This window comes from Streptomyces sp. TG1A-8 (assembly GCF_030499535.1).
GTDB lineage: Bacteria > Actinomycetota > Actinomycetes > Streptomycetales > Streptomycetaceae > Streptomyces.
In genome coordinates this window covers 6,279,452-6,296,483 of record NZ_JASTLB010000001.1, presented here as the reverse complement: position 1 = coordinate 6,296,483, position 17,032 = coordinate 6,279,452, and the positions used below count along the sequence as shown (strand labels likewise).

Annotated in this window: 17 protein-coding genes; 14 read left to right on the top strand and 3 right to left on the bottom strand. The window is 70.0% G+C overall.

Going from position 1 to position 17,032, the window contains the following annotated elements; translation table 11 throughout:
- The first annotated feature begins 16 nt into the window (after positions 1-16).
- Complete coding sequence (locus tag QQY24_RS27805) at positions 17-1,102, top strand: DUF1996 domain-containing protein (protein ID WP_301975454.1); 1,086 nt, start codon at positions 17-19, stop codon at positions 1,100-1,102.
- Positions 1,103-1,192: 90 nt separating this feature from the next.
- Here QQY24_RS27805 and QQY24_RS27800 read toward each other — a convergent pair whose 3' ends face one another.
- Both QQY24_RS27800 and QQY24_RS27795 read right to left on the bottom strand, forming a co-directional pair.
- The gene (locus QQY24_RS27800) at positions 1,193-2,200 is read right to left on the bottom strand and encodes a 1-aminocyclopropane-1-carboxylate deaminase (protein ID WP_301975453.1); all 1,008 of its coding nucleotides are present in this window, start codon (positions 2,198-2,200) and stop codon (positions 1,193-1,195) included.
- Between the two features lie 40 nt (positions 2,201-2,240).
- Complete coding sequence (locus QQY24_RS27795; protein ID WP_301975452.1) at positions 2,241-2,951, bottom strand: GntR family transcriptional regulator; 711 nt, start codon at positions 2,949-2,951, stop codon at positions 2,241-2,243.
- 261 nt (positions 2,952-3,212) lie between these two features.
- Between QQY24_RS27795 and QQY24_RS27790 the strand changes: the two genes are divergently transcribed.
- From QQY24_RS27790 to QQY24_RS27730, 13 genes are all read left to right on the top strand, one after another.
- A complete protein-coding gene (locus QQY24_RS27790) occupies positions 3,213-4,592 on the top strand; it encodes an MFS transporter (RefSeq protein WP_301975451.1) in 1,380 nt (459 codons plus the stop codon).
- A gap of 250 nt (positions 4,593-4,842) precedes the next feature.
- Positions 4,843-6,174 (top strand): integrase, encoded by a 1,332-nt coding sequence (locus QQY24_RS27785; RefSeq protein WP_301975450.1) that lies wholly within the window; start codon positions 4,843-4,845, stop codon positions 6,172-6,174.
- Positions 6,171-6,974 (top strand): hypothetical protein, encoded by an 804-nt coding sequence (locus QQY24_RS27780; protein WP_301975449.1) that lies wholly within the window; start codon positions 6,171-6,173, stop codon positions 6,972-6,974. Before QQY24_RS27785 ends, QQY24_RS27780 begins: the two co-directional genes overlap by 4 nt.
- Before the next feature lie 3 nt (positions 6,975-6,977).
- On the top strand, positions 6,978-7,970 hold the full coding sequence (locus QQY24_RS27775; RefSeq protein WP_301975448.1) for a hypothetical protein: 993 nt from the start codon (positions 6,978-6,980) through the stop codon (positions 7,968-7,970).
- Positions 7,967-8,188 (top strand): hypothetical protein, encoded by a 222-nt coding sequence (locus tag QQY24_RS27770; RefSeq protein WP_301975447.1) that lies wholly within the window; start codon positions 7,967-7,969, stop codon positions 8,186-8,188. Before QQY24_RS27775 ends, QQY24_RS27770 begins: the two co-directional genes overlap by 4 nt.
- A complete protein-coding gene (locus tag QQY24_RS27765; RefSeq protein ID WP_301975446.1) occupies positions 8,188-9,453 on the top strand; it encodes a hypothetical protein in 1,266 nt (421 codons plus the stop codon). The genes QQY24_RS27770 and QQY24_RS27765 overlap by 1 nt, the downstream gene beginning before the upstream one ends.
- A 367-nt stretch (positions 9,454-9,820) precedes the next feature.
- Positions 9,821-10,150 carry a hypothetical protein gene (locus QQY24_RS27760; protein WP_301975445.1) on the top strand — a complete coding sequence of 110 codons (330 nt, stop codon included), beginning with the start codon at positions 9,821-9,823 and terminating at the stop codon, positions 10,148-10,150.
- A complete protein-coding gene (locus QQY24_RS27755; RefSeq protein ID WP_301975444.1) occupies positions 10,147-10,677 on the top strand; it encodes a hypothetical protein in 531 nt (176 codons plus the stop codon). Before QQY24_RS27760 ends, QQY24_RS27755 begins: the two co-directional genes overlap by 4 nt.
- Positions 10,678-11,234: 557 nt before the next feature.
- Positions 11,235-11,888, top strand: coding sequence for an HAD hydrolase-like protein (locus QQY24_RS27750; RefSeq protein WP_301975443.1), 654 nt, complete (start codon positions 11,235-11,237; stop codon positions 11,886-11,888).
- Positions 11,889-12,072: 184 nt separating this feature from the next.
- Positions 12,073-13,512, top strand: a complete 1,440-nt coding sequence (locus tag QQY24_RS27745; protein ID WP_301975442.1) for an NAD(P)/FAD-dependent oxidoreductase — start codon at positions 12,073-12,075, stop codon at positions 13,510-13,512.
- Positions 13,513-13,558: 46 nt separating this feature from the next.
- Positions 13,559-14,260 (top strand): hypothetical protein, encoded by a 702-nt coding sequence (locus QQY24_RS27740; RefSeq protein WP_301975441.1) that lies wholly within the window; start codon positions 13,559-13,561, stop codon positions 14,258-14,260.
- A complete protein-coding gene (locus QQY24_RS27735; RefSeq protein ID WP_301975440.1) occupies positions 14,253-14,873 on the top strand; it encodes a cytochrome c oxidase subunit 3 family protein in 621 nt (206 codons plus the stop codon). The genes QQY24_RS27740 and QQY24_RS27735 overlap by 8 nt, the downstream gene beginning before the upstream one ends.
- Before the next feature lie 6 nt (positions 14,874-14,879).
- Positions 14,880-15,149 carry a cytochrome C oxidase subunit IV family protein gene (locus QQY24_RS27730; RefSeq protein WP_301975439.1) on the top strand — a complete coding sequence of 90 codons (270 nt, stop codon included), beginning with the start codon at positions 14,880-14,882 and terminating at the stop codon, positions 15,147-15,149.
- 180 nt (positions 15,150-15,329) lie between these two features.
- On the opposite strand, the gene QQY24_RS27725 is transcribed toward QQY24_RS27730, so the two are convergent.
- A complete protein-coding gene (locus QQY24_RS27725; protein WP_301975438.1) occupies positions 15,330-16,700 on the bottom strand; it encodes a hypothetical protein in 1,371 nt (456 codons plus the stop codon).
- Positions 16,701-17,032: the final 332 nt, after the last annotated feature.

Below are 17,032 nucleotides of genomic sequence, written 5' to 3'. Positions count from 1 at the left end.
CGGGCAGGAGCCCCCCGTGAGATCGCGTTCCGAACGGCTCCCCGCACTGCTCCTCGGCACCGCGCTCCTCGCCGGTGTCCTCGGCGTCGGCACCCTCGCCTCCGCCACCACCGGCACCGGCGGTGACGCACCCGCCTCGGCGCCGGCCGCCCGCAGCGGGCACACGATGGCCGTGTCCACGCAGGCGTCCGGCGACGACCCGGACGGTGACGGCTGCATACCGGCCGTGCCGCAGGTCACCGGTGTCACGCCGTCCACGGCCAGCCCGCCCCCGCGCTACTTCCACGAGTTCCAGGCCAACCGCTCGGTCACGCACACCGCTCCGGACGATCCGGTCGTGCACCCGGGCCAGCCGGGCAAGTCCCACGGCCACACCCTCATGGGCGACACCACCAACGCGGGCAGCACCACCGCCTCCCCCGAGGGCGGCGCAACCACCTGCAAGGTCCCCGCCGACGCTTCGGCCTACTGGACGCCTTCGCTGTTCAAGGGCGACCAGAAGATCCTCCCGGTGGGCGCGCAGACCATCTCCCACAAGTCCGGCGTCACCGACTACACCAGCGTGCGCCCCTTCCCCAAGGGCCTGCGGTTCGTCGTGGGCGACCCGATGCAGAGCGCCGACGGGTTCCGCCGCCACCCGGGCTTCGTCGAGGGCTGGGAGTGCGGCGACAGCTACTTCAACACCGACTTCCCCGCGAGCCGCCCGAGCCGGGCCGACGTCCAGCTCGACATCCGCTTCCAGGCACCCAGTTGCTGGGACGGCAAGTACCTCGACACACCGGACCACCAGAGCCACACGGCCTACCCCGTGGTCAAGCCCGGCACCAACGACACCATGTGCCCCGCCGACCACCCGGTCGCCCTGCCCATGATCGAGTTCAAGATGGCCTTCCCGGTCAACGGCGACATGTCGCGGGTCCACCTGGCCAGCGGGACGGGCCACTCCTTCCACTACGACTTCTTCAACGCCTGGGACGACGCCACGCTCAAGGCGCTGGTCGGCCACTGCGTCGTCGGCGGCCTGCAGTGCGACGCCCGCGGCTACGACCAGACCCACCCGGAGGCCGGAGCGGCCCTGAACGCGGACTACCGGCTTCCCTGAGCACCGGTCCGTTCCACCCGGCCCGGCCGTCCCGCCGCACCATGGGACGGCGCCTCAGGGACGCGACGGGGAGACCGGGTGTGTACCCGGTCAGCGGAAGACGCCGCTGTAAGCGTTGAGGGCGGGCTGGCCGCCGAGGTGGGCGTACAGGACGTTGGAGTCCTTCGGGACGTCTCCGTTGCGTACGAGGTCGATGAGCCCGGCCATGGACTTGCCCTCGTAGACGGGATCGATGATCATGCCTTCGAGGCTTGCGGTGAGCCGGATGGCGTCCAGGGTGGACCGTACCGGGATTCCGTAGCGGTCGCCGGCCCAGCCCTCGAGGACGGTGATCTCGTCGTCGCGCAGGTCCCGGCCGAGGCCGATGAGTTCGGCGGTGTTGCGGGCGATCTTCTCCACCTGGGCGCGGGTCTCGGCGAGCTTGGCCGAGGCGTCGATGCCCAGGACGCGGCGGGGCCGTTCCTGGCCGGCGAAGCCCGCGATCATGCCCGCGTGGGTACTGCCGGTGACGCTGCACACCACGACGGTGTCGAAGAAGACGCCCAGTTCACGCTCCTGCTGCTGCACCTCGTGGGCCCAGCCGGCGAAGCCGAGACCGCCCAGCGGATGGTCCGAGGCACCGGCCGGGATGGCGTACGGGGTGCCGCCGGCGGACCGGACGTCCTCCAGGGCCTGCTGCCAGCTGTCCTTGAAGCCGATGCCGAATTCGGCCCGGACCAGTCGTACGTCGGCGCCCATGATGCGTGACAGCAGGATGTTGCCGACCTTGTCGTTGACCGCGTCCGGCCAGTCCACCCAGCTCTCTTGCACGAGGACGGCCTTCAGACCGGCCCTGGCGGCGACCGCGGCCACCTGCCGGGTGTGGTTGGACTGCACCCCGCCGATGCTGACCAGGGTGTCCGCGCCCATGGCGAGGGCATCGGGAAGCAGGTACTCCAGCTTCCGGGTCTTGTTGCCGCCGAAAGCCAATCCACTGTTGCAGTCCTCCCGTTTGGCCCAGATGCGCGCGCCGCCGAGGTGGTCGCTGAGCCGGTCCAGGGGGTGGACGGGGCTGGGTCCGAACAGCAGGGGGTAACGCTCGAAGGCGTCGAGGGGCATCTGTGGGTCCTTGGGGGAGGCGTGCGGTGCGGGGCTCTGGTCAGTGCGGGGAAGCGGTGCCGACGGGTCCGTCGCCCACCTCTTCGCCGCCGGGGAGCGGGATGTCGAGCAGGGGTACCAGCGTCTGCCAGTTGGCGCGGGTGGCCGCCACCGCCCCCTCCACGTCCCCCGCCTCGCACAGCGCGATGATCCGGTCGTGCTGACCGACCGAGCCCCGGCCGCCGAGCGAGGAGAAACGCAATCGCTCCAGGCGCCGCAGCACCGGCGTGAACTGCTCGAGGACGCTGTGGATGGCGTGGTTGGCACAGGCGGCGACCGGGACACCGTGGAAGTCGTCGTCGGCGGCGATCGCCGCGTCGGCGTCGTTGCGCCGCAGGGCGTCGGCGAAGCGTGCGTTGGCCTCGCGCATGGCGTCGAGCTCGGCGGCGGACAGGTTGGGCAGTGCCTCGCGGACGGCGAGTTCGTGCATGGCAGCCGTCACCGACTGGGCGGCGCGGACAGCGCGGACGTCCAGGGGGCTGACCATGGTGTAACGGCCGGGTTTCGTCTGGACCAGTCCGGCCTGGTCCAGACGCGTCAGGGCCTCCCGAATGGGGGTGCGACTGACACCCAGCCACTCCACCAGGTCGCTGTCGTTGAGGCGTTCGCCCGGGGCGAACGTGCCGTCGATGATGGCGTCCCGGATCGCCCGGTAGGCGGTCTCCCGAAGGAGCGACCTGGAAACGAGCCCCCGGCTCTGCGGAACTGGCATGCAACATACTGCACGCAACATGAGGTTAGCTGTCAAGGAGGTCGGTCCATCGCCGGGCCGCCGGCCGCACCACGCGTCCCGGACGGCACCCGGTGCCGCCACCTTCGAGCCCCTGAAACGCCCGTTCGTGAGTCGGCATGGCGGACGCACGCATAGGCAAGCTTCGAACTATGTTGCCCCGCCACATGTGCGCCTGACCTGCATGTTCTTACGGTGTGCCGACACGTACCCGTCCCCACCGCACACGAGGAAGTGGCGCACATGGCCTCCGGAACCACCGCTCCCCCACCCCCTGCCAGCCTCCCCCGCATCGTCGCCGCCAGCCTCATCGGGACCACCATCGAGTGGTACGACTTCTTCCTGTACGGTTCCGCCGCCGCGCTGGTGTTCAACAAGCTGTTCTTCCCGGGCTCCGATCCGCTGGTCGGGACGCTGCTGTCGTTCCTGACGTACGCCGTGGGGTTCGCGGCCCGTCCGCTGGGGGCGCTGGTGTTCGGGCACTACGGTGACCGGCTGGGGCGCAAGAGGCTGCTGGTGCTGAGCCTGCTGCTGATGGGCGGGGCGACCTTCGCCATCGGACTGCTGCCCACGCACGCCACCGTCGGGAGCGCCGCGCCCGTGCTGCTGACCGCGCTGCGCCTGGTCCAGGGCTTCGCGCTCGGCGGCGAGTGGGGCGGCGCCGTCCTGCTGGTGTCCGAGCACGGGGACGCACGGCGGCGTGGTTTTTGGGCCTCTTGGCCGCAGACGGGAGCGCCGGCCGGGCAGTTGCTGGCGACCGGTGTGCTGTCGCTGCTCACCGCGGTGCTCTCGGACGACGCCTTCGGCAGCTGGGGCTGGCGGATCCCGTTCCTGCTCTCCGGTGTCCTCGTGGTCGTCGGCCTGTGGATCCGGCTCTCCGTCGATGAGTCGCCCGTCTTCAAGGATGCGCTGCGGCGGGCCGAGTCCCGGCAGCCGGGTGCCGAGGAGAAGCCGCCGCTCGTCTCCGTGCTGCGGCACCACTGGCGGGACGTGCTCGTCGCCATCGGCGCCCGCATGGCGGAGAACATCAGCTACTACGTCATCACCGCGTTCGTCCTCGTCTACGCCACCACCTCCGCCGGTGTGTCGAAGCAGACCGCGCTCAACGCCGTCCTCATCGGCTCGGCCGTGCACTTCGCCGTGATTCCCGCCTGGGGCGCGCTCTCCGACCGGGTCGGGCGACGGCCCGTGTACCTGTTCGGCGCGGCCGGCGTCGGTCTGTGGATGTTCCCGTTCTTCTCGCTGGCCGACACCGGATCGTTCGGCCGCCTGGTGCTGGCCGTGACCGTCGGACTGGTGCTGCACGGCGCCATGTACGCACCCCAGGCCGCCTTCTTCGCCGAGATGTTCGCCACCCGGATGCGCTACTCCGGTGCCTCCATCGGCGCCCAGTTCGCCTCCGTGGCGGCCGGTGCCCCCGCCCCGCTGATCGCCACCGCGCTGCTCGCCGACTACGACAGCTCCACCCCGATCGCGCTGTACGTGATCGCGGCCGCCGTGCTGACGCTGGTCGCCGTCGGTGTGGCCCGGGAGACGCGGCACCGGGACCTCGCCCGGGTGGGGGCCGAGGAGGACGGCGCGTCCGCCGTGGCGCAGGCGGCGGCCGGGGCGCGGACGGTCTGACCGGCGCACCCTTCCCGGGCGCACGTCCACGCCCTGCGCGCACCGGCTGCCGTGCGCGCGCCGGCTCCGTCGGGCGCCCGGCTCCCGGCGGGCCCGCACCGGTCCCGTAGCGGTGTTCTGTGGACATACGCCGTGTTGCCTCATGTCGTGTTGCGGCTGAGGGAGTCAAGTGGGTTATGAATGGCGGCTGTTCTGGGTTGGTGACGGGGGCGATCCCGTCGGAGGCCGACCCGTCCCTGGCTGGGAGGACTTGAAGGAGCGCGAGCGGACGCTCGGGCTGCGCGAGAGGCAGCCGATCCTCGTCTCGCCGGAGGGCCGGGTCGATCCTCGGCTGAGTGAGTGCCTGCGACGCTCGGCGTTCTCGGCCAAGGCGCCGGGCACCCAGGTCACGTACGCTCCGCTCTACCGGCTGTTCTTCACGTTCCTGTGGCAGCGCGGACTGGACTGGGACGAGGCGTCGGAGGACGACGTTGAGGACTGGGAGGACTGGCGTCGACGAGGGGCGATGAATCCGGCTCCGGTCGACGGCGGCACGTGGCCGAAGGAGCAGGCCGCGTTGAAGCTGCTGTACGGCATCGCGGCCCAGAGCGACCTTATACCGGCGAACCCGGTGACGCTCGCCTCGCCGTCGGACGTGAAGACCTCGGACGTGAAGTGGCTCTCGCCCCGGGCCTTTCGGCTGTGGCGCAACGTCGGGCTCGGCGGCATGCTGCCGAGCGGGCTGGAGGACGAAGCGTGGCGCGGTCAATCAGCCGGCCGGCACATGGCCTACCCCGACCTGACGTACTCCAGCGGCCTGCGGCGCCGCGAGGGCGGCACCCTGCTGCTCTGCGAACTCCCGGCGCTGAGGCGGCGAAACTACTACGCGGGCAGGGTGGGCCAGGGTGTGGCCAAGCGGGCCGGCTACACCTTCTACGTCGGCCACCCAGCGCTCCAGCGCGTCGAGGGCTACCGGATGAGCACGCGCGCCCTGGCCGTGGCCCGTGCGCGCCGGCGCGGCGTCTACGACCGGCTGCCCGGCCTGCGCATCATCCAGACGGTCAGCCGGGCGGGACGGGTGCAGTGGAGGAGCCGGGACGGTCGTGCGGGTGAGAGCGCGCTTGGGAGGCTGACGGCGGCCGAGCGGATGATGCTGTTCGTCGAGGGCGAGGACGGCCTGGAGCCGGCGATGCTGTGGCTGACCGAGAGCGGGCTGCCGCTGCGGTACACGAGCTGGACGAAGGTTCTCGAGCGGGCGAGCGACCGGTGCGCCGCCGCGGGGCTCGAGGTCTTCGCGACGCCGAAGATGCTGCGGCACTCCATGGCCCTGCGGACCCTGATCGCCCTGCACAACGCGCTGGACCGCCGACTCGGGCTGACACCGGCTGAGCGCCTGCACTACGAGGAGGTGTATGGGCAGGTCTGGCTGATGGTCAAGGACATGCTCGGGCACCGCAGCGACCAGGTGACGCGGGATGTGTACCTGGAGCCGGTGCGCGGGCTGCAGTTGGAGTCGCTGCTCGGCGACGACGACAACCCCGTAAACGTGGAGAAGATCGCGGAGCTGGCGGCGCGCACAGGCCTGATTTTGGACGCGGCGTGAGCGGGCGGGGCCGCCGGGCGGCGCTGCCGCCGACGGACTACCGCAAGGCGCCCGTGCTGGACGCGGACGGGCTGGTCATCCGCCCGGTCAGCGGCGCCGGGAAGCCGCTGGGCGTGTGGGACTTCCGGGCCAGCCCCGGCCCTGTCGAATTCCGGCGGGCGCTGGTGGCCGCGCTGGCCGCGCAGGGCCGGGGCTGGGGCAGCCAGGACACCTACCAGACGAACGCCGGCGCGCTGAAGCTGCTGTTCAAGGACGCGGCGGCGGCCGAGCCTCCCGTCGCGGCGACCGGGCAGATCACGGTGAAGTGGTGGAAGCAGTGGAGCGGCGACATCCACGTCCGCCGGGTCCTGGCCGCGGTCGTCCGGCGGGCGCCCGGGGTGCCGGAGGCGACCCGCGTGTTCATGGAGACGCCGCGGCGCCGACCGCCGGCCCGGCGCGGGCGGCCGCGCAAGCAGGCCCACACCAGGGAGGAACTTCGCCGGATCCGGGACGCGGCCGCCGCGACGGTGCGCGCCGGGCGGCTGCGGATCGCGGCGAACACCGCGGTCCTCCAACGGTGGCGGGCCGGGGCGATCGAGCGCGGAGACGGCGACTGGCCACTCGGTGAGGTGCTGGACGTGCTGGCCCGCACCGGGGACCTTCCGCGCCACCCCAACAGCACCGACCACGCGGTGACCGCGTACGCGGAGCGCGCGTGCGCCTTCGAGGGCAACGCCGCCTCGCTGAGCCGGCTCTTCGCGACGCCGGCGGAGATCGGGGCGGCGGCCATGCTGCTGATCGCGCACGAGGCGTGGAACTAGTCGGTGCTCAAGAAGATGGACGTGCCCACCTGGTGGCCGAATGCGGACCGCGAGGACCCCGCCGTGCACCAGGTCGACACGGACAAGGCCCGGCGCGGACGGCGCCGCCACGCGAGCAACACGCTCGTCGACGTCGGCGAGGGCTCCAGCGGCCGGGTCCTGCGGCACGTGCTGGAGCTGACCGCGTCGGCCAGGACGACCTTGGAGCTGCTGGGCCGTCCCTCGACGAAGCTGCTGGTCGGCCACCGCGGCCTGGGCGGAGCCGAGAATCTGCGGGACTACGAGCTCGGCAAAGCCCTGGACGGGGCGATCCGGCGCTGGCAGCAGCAGGTCCGCGCCGGCGGCGTCGACCTGCCCGCCCGGGTGCACGCCCAGGCGCTGCGCCACAGCGCGCAGGCGCACCACGGCCGGGCCCGCAACAACACCCAGGCCACCCACGAGCGGGACTACCAGCTGCAGGACGAGGACGTCCGCGCCGCCTCGCGCGGCGCAGTGGAGCTCGGGCTGGCCCAGGCTCTGGCCTTTGCCCGGCAAACGGTCGCCATGCGCCTGGTCGAGAACGTCGACGCCGCCGACGAGGTGAGCGCCGAGCTCATGGCCAAGGAGGCCGGGATCGACATGGAGGTGGCGCGCCGGATCGTGGCCGGCCGACTGCGCACCCCGGTCGCCTCGTGCGCGGACTTCCTCAACTCCGACCACAGCACGGCCAGGACGCCGTGCGCGGTGTCGTTCCTGCTGTGCTTCGCCTGCCGCAACGCGGTGGCCACCGGCCGCGACCTGCCCCGCATCGCCTACCTGCACCAGGCGCTGGAATCCCTGCGCTCGGCCGTGAAGCCGGCGGTGTGGGCCGCGGACTGGGCGACGCACCACGCGCGGATCGGCGGCTTCCTCACCCCCTACACCACCACCGACGCGCGGCCCCAACTGCTCGCCGCCGTCGCCGACAGCGAGCGGGAGCTGATCCACGCGATGCTGGAACGGAGGCTCGACCCGTGAACGCGTCCTCGCCCCTGCCCGCCGGCTCGGAGGTCGTCGACCCGGCCCCGGACACCTTCGTCCTGCCGTTCAACCGGCTGCGGCCCGGCTTCGACCCCGAGCAGCTGCCGCGCTTCCGCGATCTGGCCTGGCGTCTGGCGCTGATCAGCCCCAGGGAGTCGAACCGCTCGCTGGTCATCGACCGAGCCGCTGCCCCGCCGGGCTGCGGCCCGGCTTGATGCGCGCGGCCTTCGCCGAGCTGAACATCCCCACCCCGGCCGTGTTGCTCCAGCAGCGGGCCTCGCGCTCCACCACCCAACCGGGCACCCTGCGCCACAACTTCCAGATCTGGACCCGCTTCGCCACCTGGCTCGACGGCCGCGGCATCACCGAGCTCTCCCAGGTCATCACCGGCGACCTGGAAGCGTACGCCGAGCACCTGCGCCCGCTCGGCCGCCAGTGGCGCACCGACGCCAAGGCCCTGCGGGTGATCTCGCGGTTGTGGGCCTACGCCCCCTACCTGCCCGAGCGCGACCGGTTGGTCATGCCGCCGTGGGAGGACCCGGCCGCGGTCATGTCCGACTTCCTCGGCACCAACGACGACACCCCGAACGGCGAGAACAGCGTCGCGATCGTGCACCCGGCCGTCATGGCCCCGCTGCTGGTGTGGGCGCTACGCACGGTCCTGGACCTGTCCCCGGACATCCTGGCCGCCGCCCGCGAGCACCGCCGACTCCTCGCCGCCATCCCCGACCGCGCCCCGCACGGCGGCACCGAGACCGCAGTGACCCACCTGCGCGGCCTGCTCGCGGCCGGCGAGAAGCTGCCCTCCAGCGGTGCGCCCGGCGCCACCGCCGTGCGCGCCCGCTTCGGCGGCCCGCTGCCGCCGATGGCCAACACCTTCCTGGCCGGCACCCTCGGCGTCACCACCTCCCAAGTAGCCCGCGCCCGCGGCCTCCTGACCGACGAACTCACCCCGGCCGACTTCGGCCCCGCCCCGCGCCTCAACGTCCCGCTCGCCGCCCGGATCAGCGCCGCCCCGTGGCGAGAACAGATCGGCTTCGACGACGTGGACGTACTGATGCTGCACCTGTCCACCGCCGCCCTGATCTGCTGCGCCTACCTCTCCGGCATGCGGCCCGAAGAGGTCCTGGCCCTGCGCCGCGGCTGCTGCACCCGCGCGGAACGCGACGACGGCACCGTACGGTTCGAGATCCGCGGCTGGCACTTCAAGGGCGTGCTCGACGAGGACGGCAACGCCATCGGCGAAGGCGAACAACGCGCCGCCCCGTGGATCGTGCTGGAACCCGTCGCGCGCGCCATCGCCGTCGTCGAGGAACTCGAAGACGGCGAGCAGCTGTTCATCCGCACCCTCTACCGGTACGCCAAGGGCACTGCATGCCCCGCACCGGCCTGTCCTCCGACACCGCCGTGGAACGGATCCGCGCCTTCACCGCTTGGGCCAACCAGCTCGCCGCCGACCACGACCGGCCCCACGAGCTGATCCCGCCGGACCCCGACGGCGCCGTCGCCCTGCGCCGCTTCCGCCGCACCGTCGCCTGGTTCATCTACCGCCAGCCCGGCGGCCGGATCGCGCTCGCGGTGCAGTACGGCCACGCGGCCACCGCCATGCCGGAGTCCTACACCGGCCGCTCCAAGGCCGACATGCTCGAGGTCCTGGACCAGGAGAAGGGCCTAGCCTGGCCGAGACCCTCACCGAGGCCAGCGAACGCCTCGCCGCCGGCGGGAAGGTCAGCGGCCCGGCGGCCGACCGCTACCGCACCGCGGCCGCGGGGTTCTCCGACCGCTACGCCGGGACCTACCTCGGCAAACGCGAACTGCGCGCGCTGGTCGCCAACCCCCGCCTCCAGGTGTACGAGGACTCGAAGGCGTTCCTGACCTGCAACCACGACGTGTTCACCGCGCTGTGCAACCCTGACCGCGCCCGGGCGGGCGACGGCGGCCGGAGCACCCCCGACCACTCCCGCTGCCACCCGGCGTGCGCGAACATCAGCCGCACCGACAGCCAGATCACTGCCCTGCGGGCCGAGGTCGCGCGGATCGACGCGGACACCGACACCGGCCTCGCCCCCTACCCCATCGCCGCTCGCGAACAGCAGCGCAAGGCCCACCTCACCGCCATCATCCGCCGCCACGAGGCCGAGCAGCTGGCCGACACCGACGCCGAGGAGCGACGATGAGCACCCCCGCCGCGGCCGCCTCCGGCCCGCGCGACGGTGCGGCGCTGGCCCAGCTCGTCGGCGAGGCCCTCGCCCACGCCCAGGGACACGCCGACACTGAGGGCACCGCGGAGATAAGAGCCATCACCCCTGCCATGGTGCGCCTGCTGATCGGCGCCCCGCTGCACTCCGACGGCACGCTGACCGTCGTCTCCCTGGCCACCGAAGCCGGACCGCGCCGCAACAAGCTCACCCACAAGCACACCGGCATCAAGGACCTGTTCTACGCCCTGGTCAAGGCCCGCACCCCCGTCTCTGAAGCGCTGCCCGACTCGGCGCGGGCCCGCGCGGCCAAGCAGCAGCGGGACCTGGCCCGCGTCCGCGCCGAACGCGACGATCTGCGCGGACAGGCGCAGCTCCTGGCCCGGATCGTCCACGTCTTGGAGATCGAAAACAGCAAGCTCAAGGAGGCCAACGCGGCCATGGAGCAGCAGGTGGCCGCCCATGCCTCCGTGCCCAATCTCACCCGTCGGCGGCGCCGACCCTGACCCCGATGTCAACGCCGAGCGGTGGGTGGGCACCTCGCGGGTCAAAGAGCTGCCCTGGGCCGAGGTCCCGCTCGACCACGGAACGCGCGACAGGAGATGCAGCCCCCGCCATCCCCCCGCCTTCGGTTCGCCAGTCCGTGTATCGGGCGCGGTGCGGGGGCCGGGCAACCATGGGCCAGGACTGCCTGCAGCAGCGGTTACATCCGGCGTGTCATCCGCCGGGCGGGGCCGGGGCCGAGCCCACTGGGCGCCGTAGAGCCCAGACTGGTTGGCGTGCGGGGGTATTCACCCACCGGCCTGCTTGCACACGGATTGGCTCGCGCTGTTAAACACGGGCTGATTTTAAACAAGCTCGCACATGCAGAAGACGAACAGCTCCCGGAGGGATATCTACCATCGATCAAAGAAGTAACCCTTGGAGGAATATCCAGCCGTAGAAAAGTGCAAATCTTGACCATCTTCTACGTAAACAATCTCACATGGTGTTGAACTTCGGCACCGCTGCATCCTTTCACCACCGGCGTTGAGTGGACCGATATGGACGCTACATACTCGGGTTGACCACGCCGCATCGGCCGTTGCTGCCGGTAGGCGGCGGCTGGCGCAGGCGCAAAAACAGGACACACACCATGGGTTATAGCGCACGAATCTTCGATTTCGATGGCACCCTGGTCGACACCGGTACCCTCAACCTCACCAGCTGCCACGCGGCTTTATGTTGTTACACCTCGATCACCGTTCCTTGCGCGAGCCTGCAGTTGGCTCCGCTGGGGGACTTAGCGGCGTTTCGTCGATGGCTGATCCGCGAGCACAAGGTGGTGCTGCCGTGCACCGATGCCGAGTGGGTAGCCGCAGTGCGTGTCCGCTGGCTGGCTAGCGCCGTCGATCACCTGCGTGAACTGCCCGCCGCCCGACTGGCCCGTGCAGCCGCCGCCCGGGGTCCGGTCGCCGTCGCCTCCTCCAACGATGGCCAGGTTGTACGGGCCGGATTGCGATTCATCGGCCTCGCCGAAACGATCAGCACCGTCGTCGCCCGAGAGGACGTCGCCGCACTCAAGCCCGCCCCTGATGCCTACCTCGCCGCCGCAGCACAACTAGACGTGCCAGCGCAGGAATGTCTGGCCTACGAAAACACCGACGAAGGCGTACTCGCCGCGCAGACCGCGAGCATGGACGTCATCGATGTTCGCTGCATCCGTAGAAATCCATGACTCACGGCTGCCAGTGGTGGACCCAGCATGGTCTCCGTCCGCCACGCCAGGGGGTTGTATCGATGATCCGGAGAAATCGATCAAGCCTGCTGGCCACGTTGTACGGGGCAGGAACTCTGGCGGTGGTCGTAGCGGAAGCATCGTCGGCCCAGATCTCAGTCGCTTCACACATGAGAGGCCAGTGATGACTGGAACAAGGTGGTGGGACAGCGCCATCGTATTGGGCGGTGGCTTCGCCGGCCTGCTGAGCGCTCGTGTGCTGTCCTCCCATTTCCGCCAGGTCACCATCGTGGAGCAAGACAGCGAACCCGGTGCCGAGTCGCGTCCCGGCGTCCCGCAGTCTGCGCACCCACATGCACTGACGACTCGTGGCGCGAGTCAGGTGGAGGAGTTCTTCCCCGGTCTTCGGTCCGAGTTGCTCGCCGAGGGGTGCCCTGTGATCGACTTTGCCGAAGGGGTGAGAATCCTGTTCCCCACCGGCTGGACATCGCGGGAGCCGGTCGATGTCGATGTGCAGTTGATGCCCCGGCCCCTGCTCGAACATGCTATCCGGCGGCGTGTCACCGCGCTGGACGCCGTGACCGTTCATTACGGACTGCGGGTGGACCGGCTACAGCTCGATCGAGAGCGAGGCGTCACCGCAGTGGTGGCCCGTCCCCACAAAACCGCGGGAGCCGGCGACGAGGAAACAGTGCTGCAGGCCGACCTGGTCGTGGATGCGACAGGCCGCGGCAGCCGGCTTCCGCGCTGGCTCGCCGAAGCCGGTTTTGGGCAACCCGCCACACGGGTGACAGGCAAGAAAACCACACATACCTCCCGGCTCTACACTGTGCCACCCGATTCAGCCCGGGACTGGTGCGCTTCCTACGAACCCACCATCGCTCCCGTCTCGCCCCGCGGCGGTGTCCTCCTCCGGATCGGAACGGACCAGTGGATCGTCGGCATGCTCGGCGCCGCGGATGAGGCCCCGCCCACCGATGAGGAAGGCTTCCGCGCCTACGCGCGAGAACTGCGTAACCCCGACTTCGCGACGATCATCGAGGAGGGCGTGCCACTCGGTCCCATCCGCCGCACCCGCGCCACCGGCAACCGGTGGTACCGCTATGACCGCATGCGGCATTGGCCGACCCGCCTCATCGCCCTGGGCGACTCGATCTGCATTTTCAACCCGGTCTACGGCCAAGGTATGACCGTCGCCGCGCTACAGGCCGCGTTACTCGATACTCTGCTCACCCGCCACGCCGAGCGTGGAAATCTCGACAGGCTCGGCCGGGCTTTCCAACGGGGCGCAGCCGCCCTCGTTCGCAGCCCCTGGATGGTCAGTACCTCCACCGACCGCGCCTGGGAAGACAACCCGACCCTGTCGAGCCGAATGGCCGCCGGCCTGTTCGGCGCCCTCACCGCGCGCTTACCCCACCACGCCGGCTTGTACCGGCGCTTCGTGCGGACCATGCAGATGCTCGACCCGCCGACGAGTCTGATCGCGCCCCTCGCCCTCGCCCAGATCGCCTCGCTGCCCAGCGTATCCAGGCACCTCGCCACCTGCACATGTGCCGAACCCAGACGTAACGGCCAGGCGCCCGCGAGCCCCGGCCGGAATAACGCCCCGTCGGCGTCCGGCTGAGAGGGCTGCCGTGAACCGAACCGCGCAATTGGTGTGCGCGTGGACCATGCCGCTGTTCGTGATCCTGTTCGGTGCCGGGCTCTACGTGGCCGCGGGCTTCATTCCGCCGCCGTCGCCGTCGATGAGCCCGGCGCAGGTCGCCGCCATGTATCGGGACCACACCACCGGAATCCGCATCGGCATGGTTCTGGCCATGTATGCGGCCGTCCTGGCGGTGCCCTGGGCCGCGGCGGTGGCGACGCAGTTCAAACGACCGGGGGCCGGCTCGCCCGCGCTGGCCGCCACCCAGGTCGCAGGCGTCGCCATGGCTGCCTGCAGCGGGCTCGTCTCCATGACCTGCTGGTCGGTCGCCGCCTTCCGCCCCGATTACTACTCGCCCGAGTCACTGACCCTGCTAAACGACGTCGGGTGGATCCTGTTCACCTGGACCATCGGCAGCCTATCGTTGTGGGAGGCCTCCCTGGGATTTGCGATCCTGCTCGACAAGAACTCCGAGCCGGCTTTTCCCCGATGGAGCGGGTACTTCTGCTTCCTCGTGACGACCCTGAACTACCCGACGGCGACCACGATCTTCTTTCACCGGGGCGTCTTCGCCTGGAACGGTGTGTTCGTCTTCTGGACCTCGATCGGCGCGTTCTTCGTGTTGATGATGTTGTTCCAGGTCCTCCTGCTCCGAAGTATCGGCCGAGAACGACGGGCCGAGTTGAACCTGCAGGCTCACGACGGGAGGGTGCCCACCAATGGCTAGCCGAATCGACGGGCGGCAGGCCGGCTCCGGCTACGGGAAAGCCATCGCGCCCCCTACCAGGCGGCACGTGCCCGGCGAGCCGGGCATCTGGGTGTTCGTTTTGGGCGACCTGCTGCTGTTCAGTTGCTTCTTCGTGGCCTTCGCCTACCAACGCCACCACCACCTCGCGTCGTTCCACAGCGGACAGCAGTCCCTGAACCTCACCATCGGCACGATCAACACCGTGCTGCTGCTGACGAGTTCACTGTTCGTCGCGCTGGCGACGACGATGATCCGCACCGGATCCATTACGAAGGGACGAGCCCTGCTCTTGCCGGCGTTCGCGTGCGGCCTCGTCTTCGTCTGTGTCAAGGTCGTCGAATACACCCGGCTTGCCGGCGTCGCCTACCAAGCAGAGACCAACGACTTCTTTGGCTACTACTTCGTGCTCACCGGTATCCACCTCGTCCACGTCATCACGGGGCTCGCCTTCCTCGCCGCAATCTGGTTATGGACGAGCAAGCCGCGCGTCTTGCCGGACGAGACCCGGCTGATCGAAGGCAGCGCGACCTACTGGCACCTGGTGGATCTGCTGTGGATAGTGCTCTTCTCACTCCTCTATCTTTCGAATTGAGGTGCCATGAAGGCGTTGCTGAGGGTTCCTGAATTTCTGGCCTGGCTAGTGCTGATACTCGCCACCGGCACTTCCTGGTGGCTTGGTCACGATGGTGGCGCGGACGGCCACAGACCTCTGATGACGCTGATCATGGTCGTCGCCTTCACGAAGGCCTGGATGGTGGGCAACTACTTCATGCAACTCCGCGAAGCACCCGGCCCGCTACGGTGGACGTTCTCGGCAGGTTGCTTCGCGGTGTGCGTCGCCGTGGTCGGCACCGGGCTCATCCCCTGATCCGGACGCCGGGTAGGACCGGCACGACGGCACCCCTGCAGCTTATGGACTCTCCTTCATCCTGGAGGGCGCTGTGGGTGGCGCATCAACGAGCCGTCACCGAGATCGGTCCCACCATGCCGGACGGAAGGCCGCTTCTGCGTATTGTCGCGGTAAGGGGATCATCGCTTCGCTCCTCGATTACGGCCCATCCGGGCGGTGTCGAGGTGCATTGACCCGCAGGGCCCTGTCACGTAACGCCCGCACCCACGGATTGCGCTGGTGCGGACGGGTACTGGCGAGCAAGACGGCCAGCGCGTCAGTGAGCCGCCGTGATCGCAGATCCGGATACGAGTCGAGGAAGCAGTGCCAGGAGTCGCAGGCGCGTTCGATCTCGCCGAGGGTGAGCTGCCATTCGGCCAACCGCGCATACATCAAGGTTGCGGAGCGGCGCTCGCCGCAGGGCCGGTAAGTCATGGAGCGCTTCAATACCGCCACCGCCTCCGCCGTGTCCCCGAGCGTCGCGGCCATGACGGCGTGCTGGTGGCCGAGAGATCCCCAGTGGTAGGCCACCACTGGTGCCAGCGCGGCGACATCAGCCTGCTCCAAGTCATGGCCGGCGGTCGCGATGGCGACCAACGCGCTCCTGCGGTGGCCCTCGGCAGCCGCGGTGACGGCGAGCTGCCCGGCGAGGAAGGCTCGAGTCGCCCGGTCCGAGATCAGTGGCCTCGTCCGATAGGCGGTCTCCGCCAGTGCCCTAGCGTGCCGCCGATGGCCGAGCACTCCCGCCTGCACGCTCATTTGACGCGCGGCCGCCGCATAGCCCACCACGTCGCCGGCTTCGGCCGCCATCCGCGCCGCGACCCGGTAATACCGCTGCGCGGCGCCGTGCAGTTGCTCATCGAAGCATGCGAAGCCACACAGATAGCCCAACCGGCCTGCCACCGCCAGCAGCTCCCGCCTGAGTTGAGAGGTCATGCTCGCACCGAGCCAGGGCGTGATCGTGGCAGCGAGGTAATGAACCAGCGCGGCTCTGACATGACCGCCGCCGAACAGCGCCTCCATTTCCGAGAACAGACGCAACATCAATTCCGCCGACCGGATCTCGGTCCGGCCGACCTTCGCACCCGGCCTTGCCGCGGGTGACTCCACCCTTACCACAGCTGGCAACCGCGTCCATTCCGGGATCTCCAGGCAGGCCAGGCTGTATACCGCGCTGGCACCGATCTCCTCGCCGCGAGCCCCGGCATCGGCCAGCTCGATCAGTTCGCCGACCAGGTCCCGCGGCCACCACGCACCCGTCGCCACGGCCTGCCGCTGGGAGCCCAGGCCGATATCATCCGTGGTGACGCGGCGACCAAGCCGCCGGGAGAACGCCTCGGCCAATAGAGCGGGTACCGGCGGCCGTGGGCGCATCCCGGCCAGCCAATGCGTCACCGACGATCGCCTGTAGTGCAAGGACAAACCGGCCTCAGCACCGACCCGGTTCACCGCCGCGGCCAGCGCCTCTCCTGTCCAGCGCGCTTCGGCCAGCACGGCTCGCAGTGCCTCGTTCGGGATCCTCGACGACATCGCTGTCCCCTCTTACCTGGCCACCGTCACGGACCTCACCTCACGCCGCCTGGCTGGCTGAGCGATCGCGCACTACATGCGCACCGAACTGATCAGGCGACGCCTTGGCCACCGCCCCACCTGCGGCAGCCTCACCGGCGCGATCATGCACACGGACCACGGAGCCGAGCACACCAGCAGAGCGTTCGCCGATGCTGCCGCAAGGCCGGAGTCCAGCGGCCCATGAACGCGATCGGCAGCTCAACGGACTACACGCTCGCGGAGCCCTTCACCGCTACGTTTCAAGCGTAAAACCCTCCAGGACCGAAGGAGCTGACCCAACGAGCGCGAAG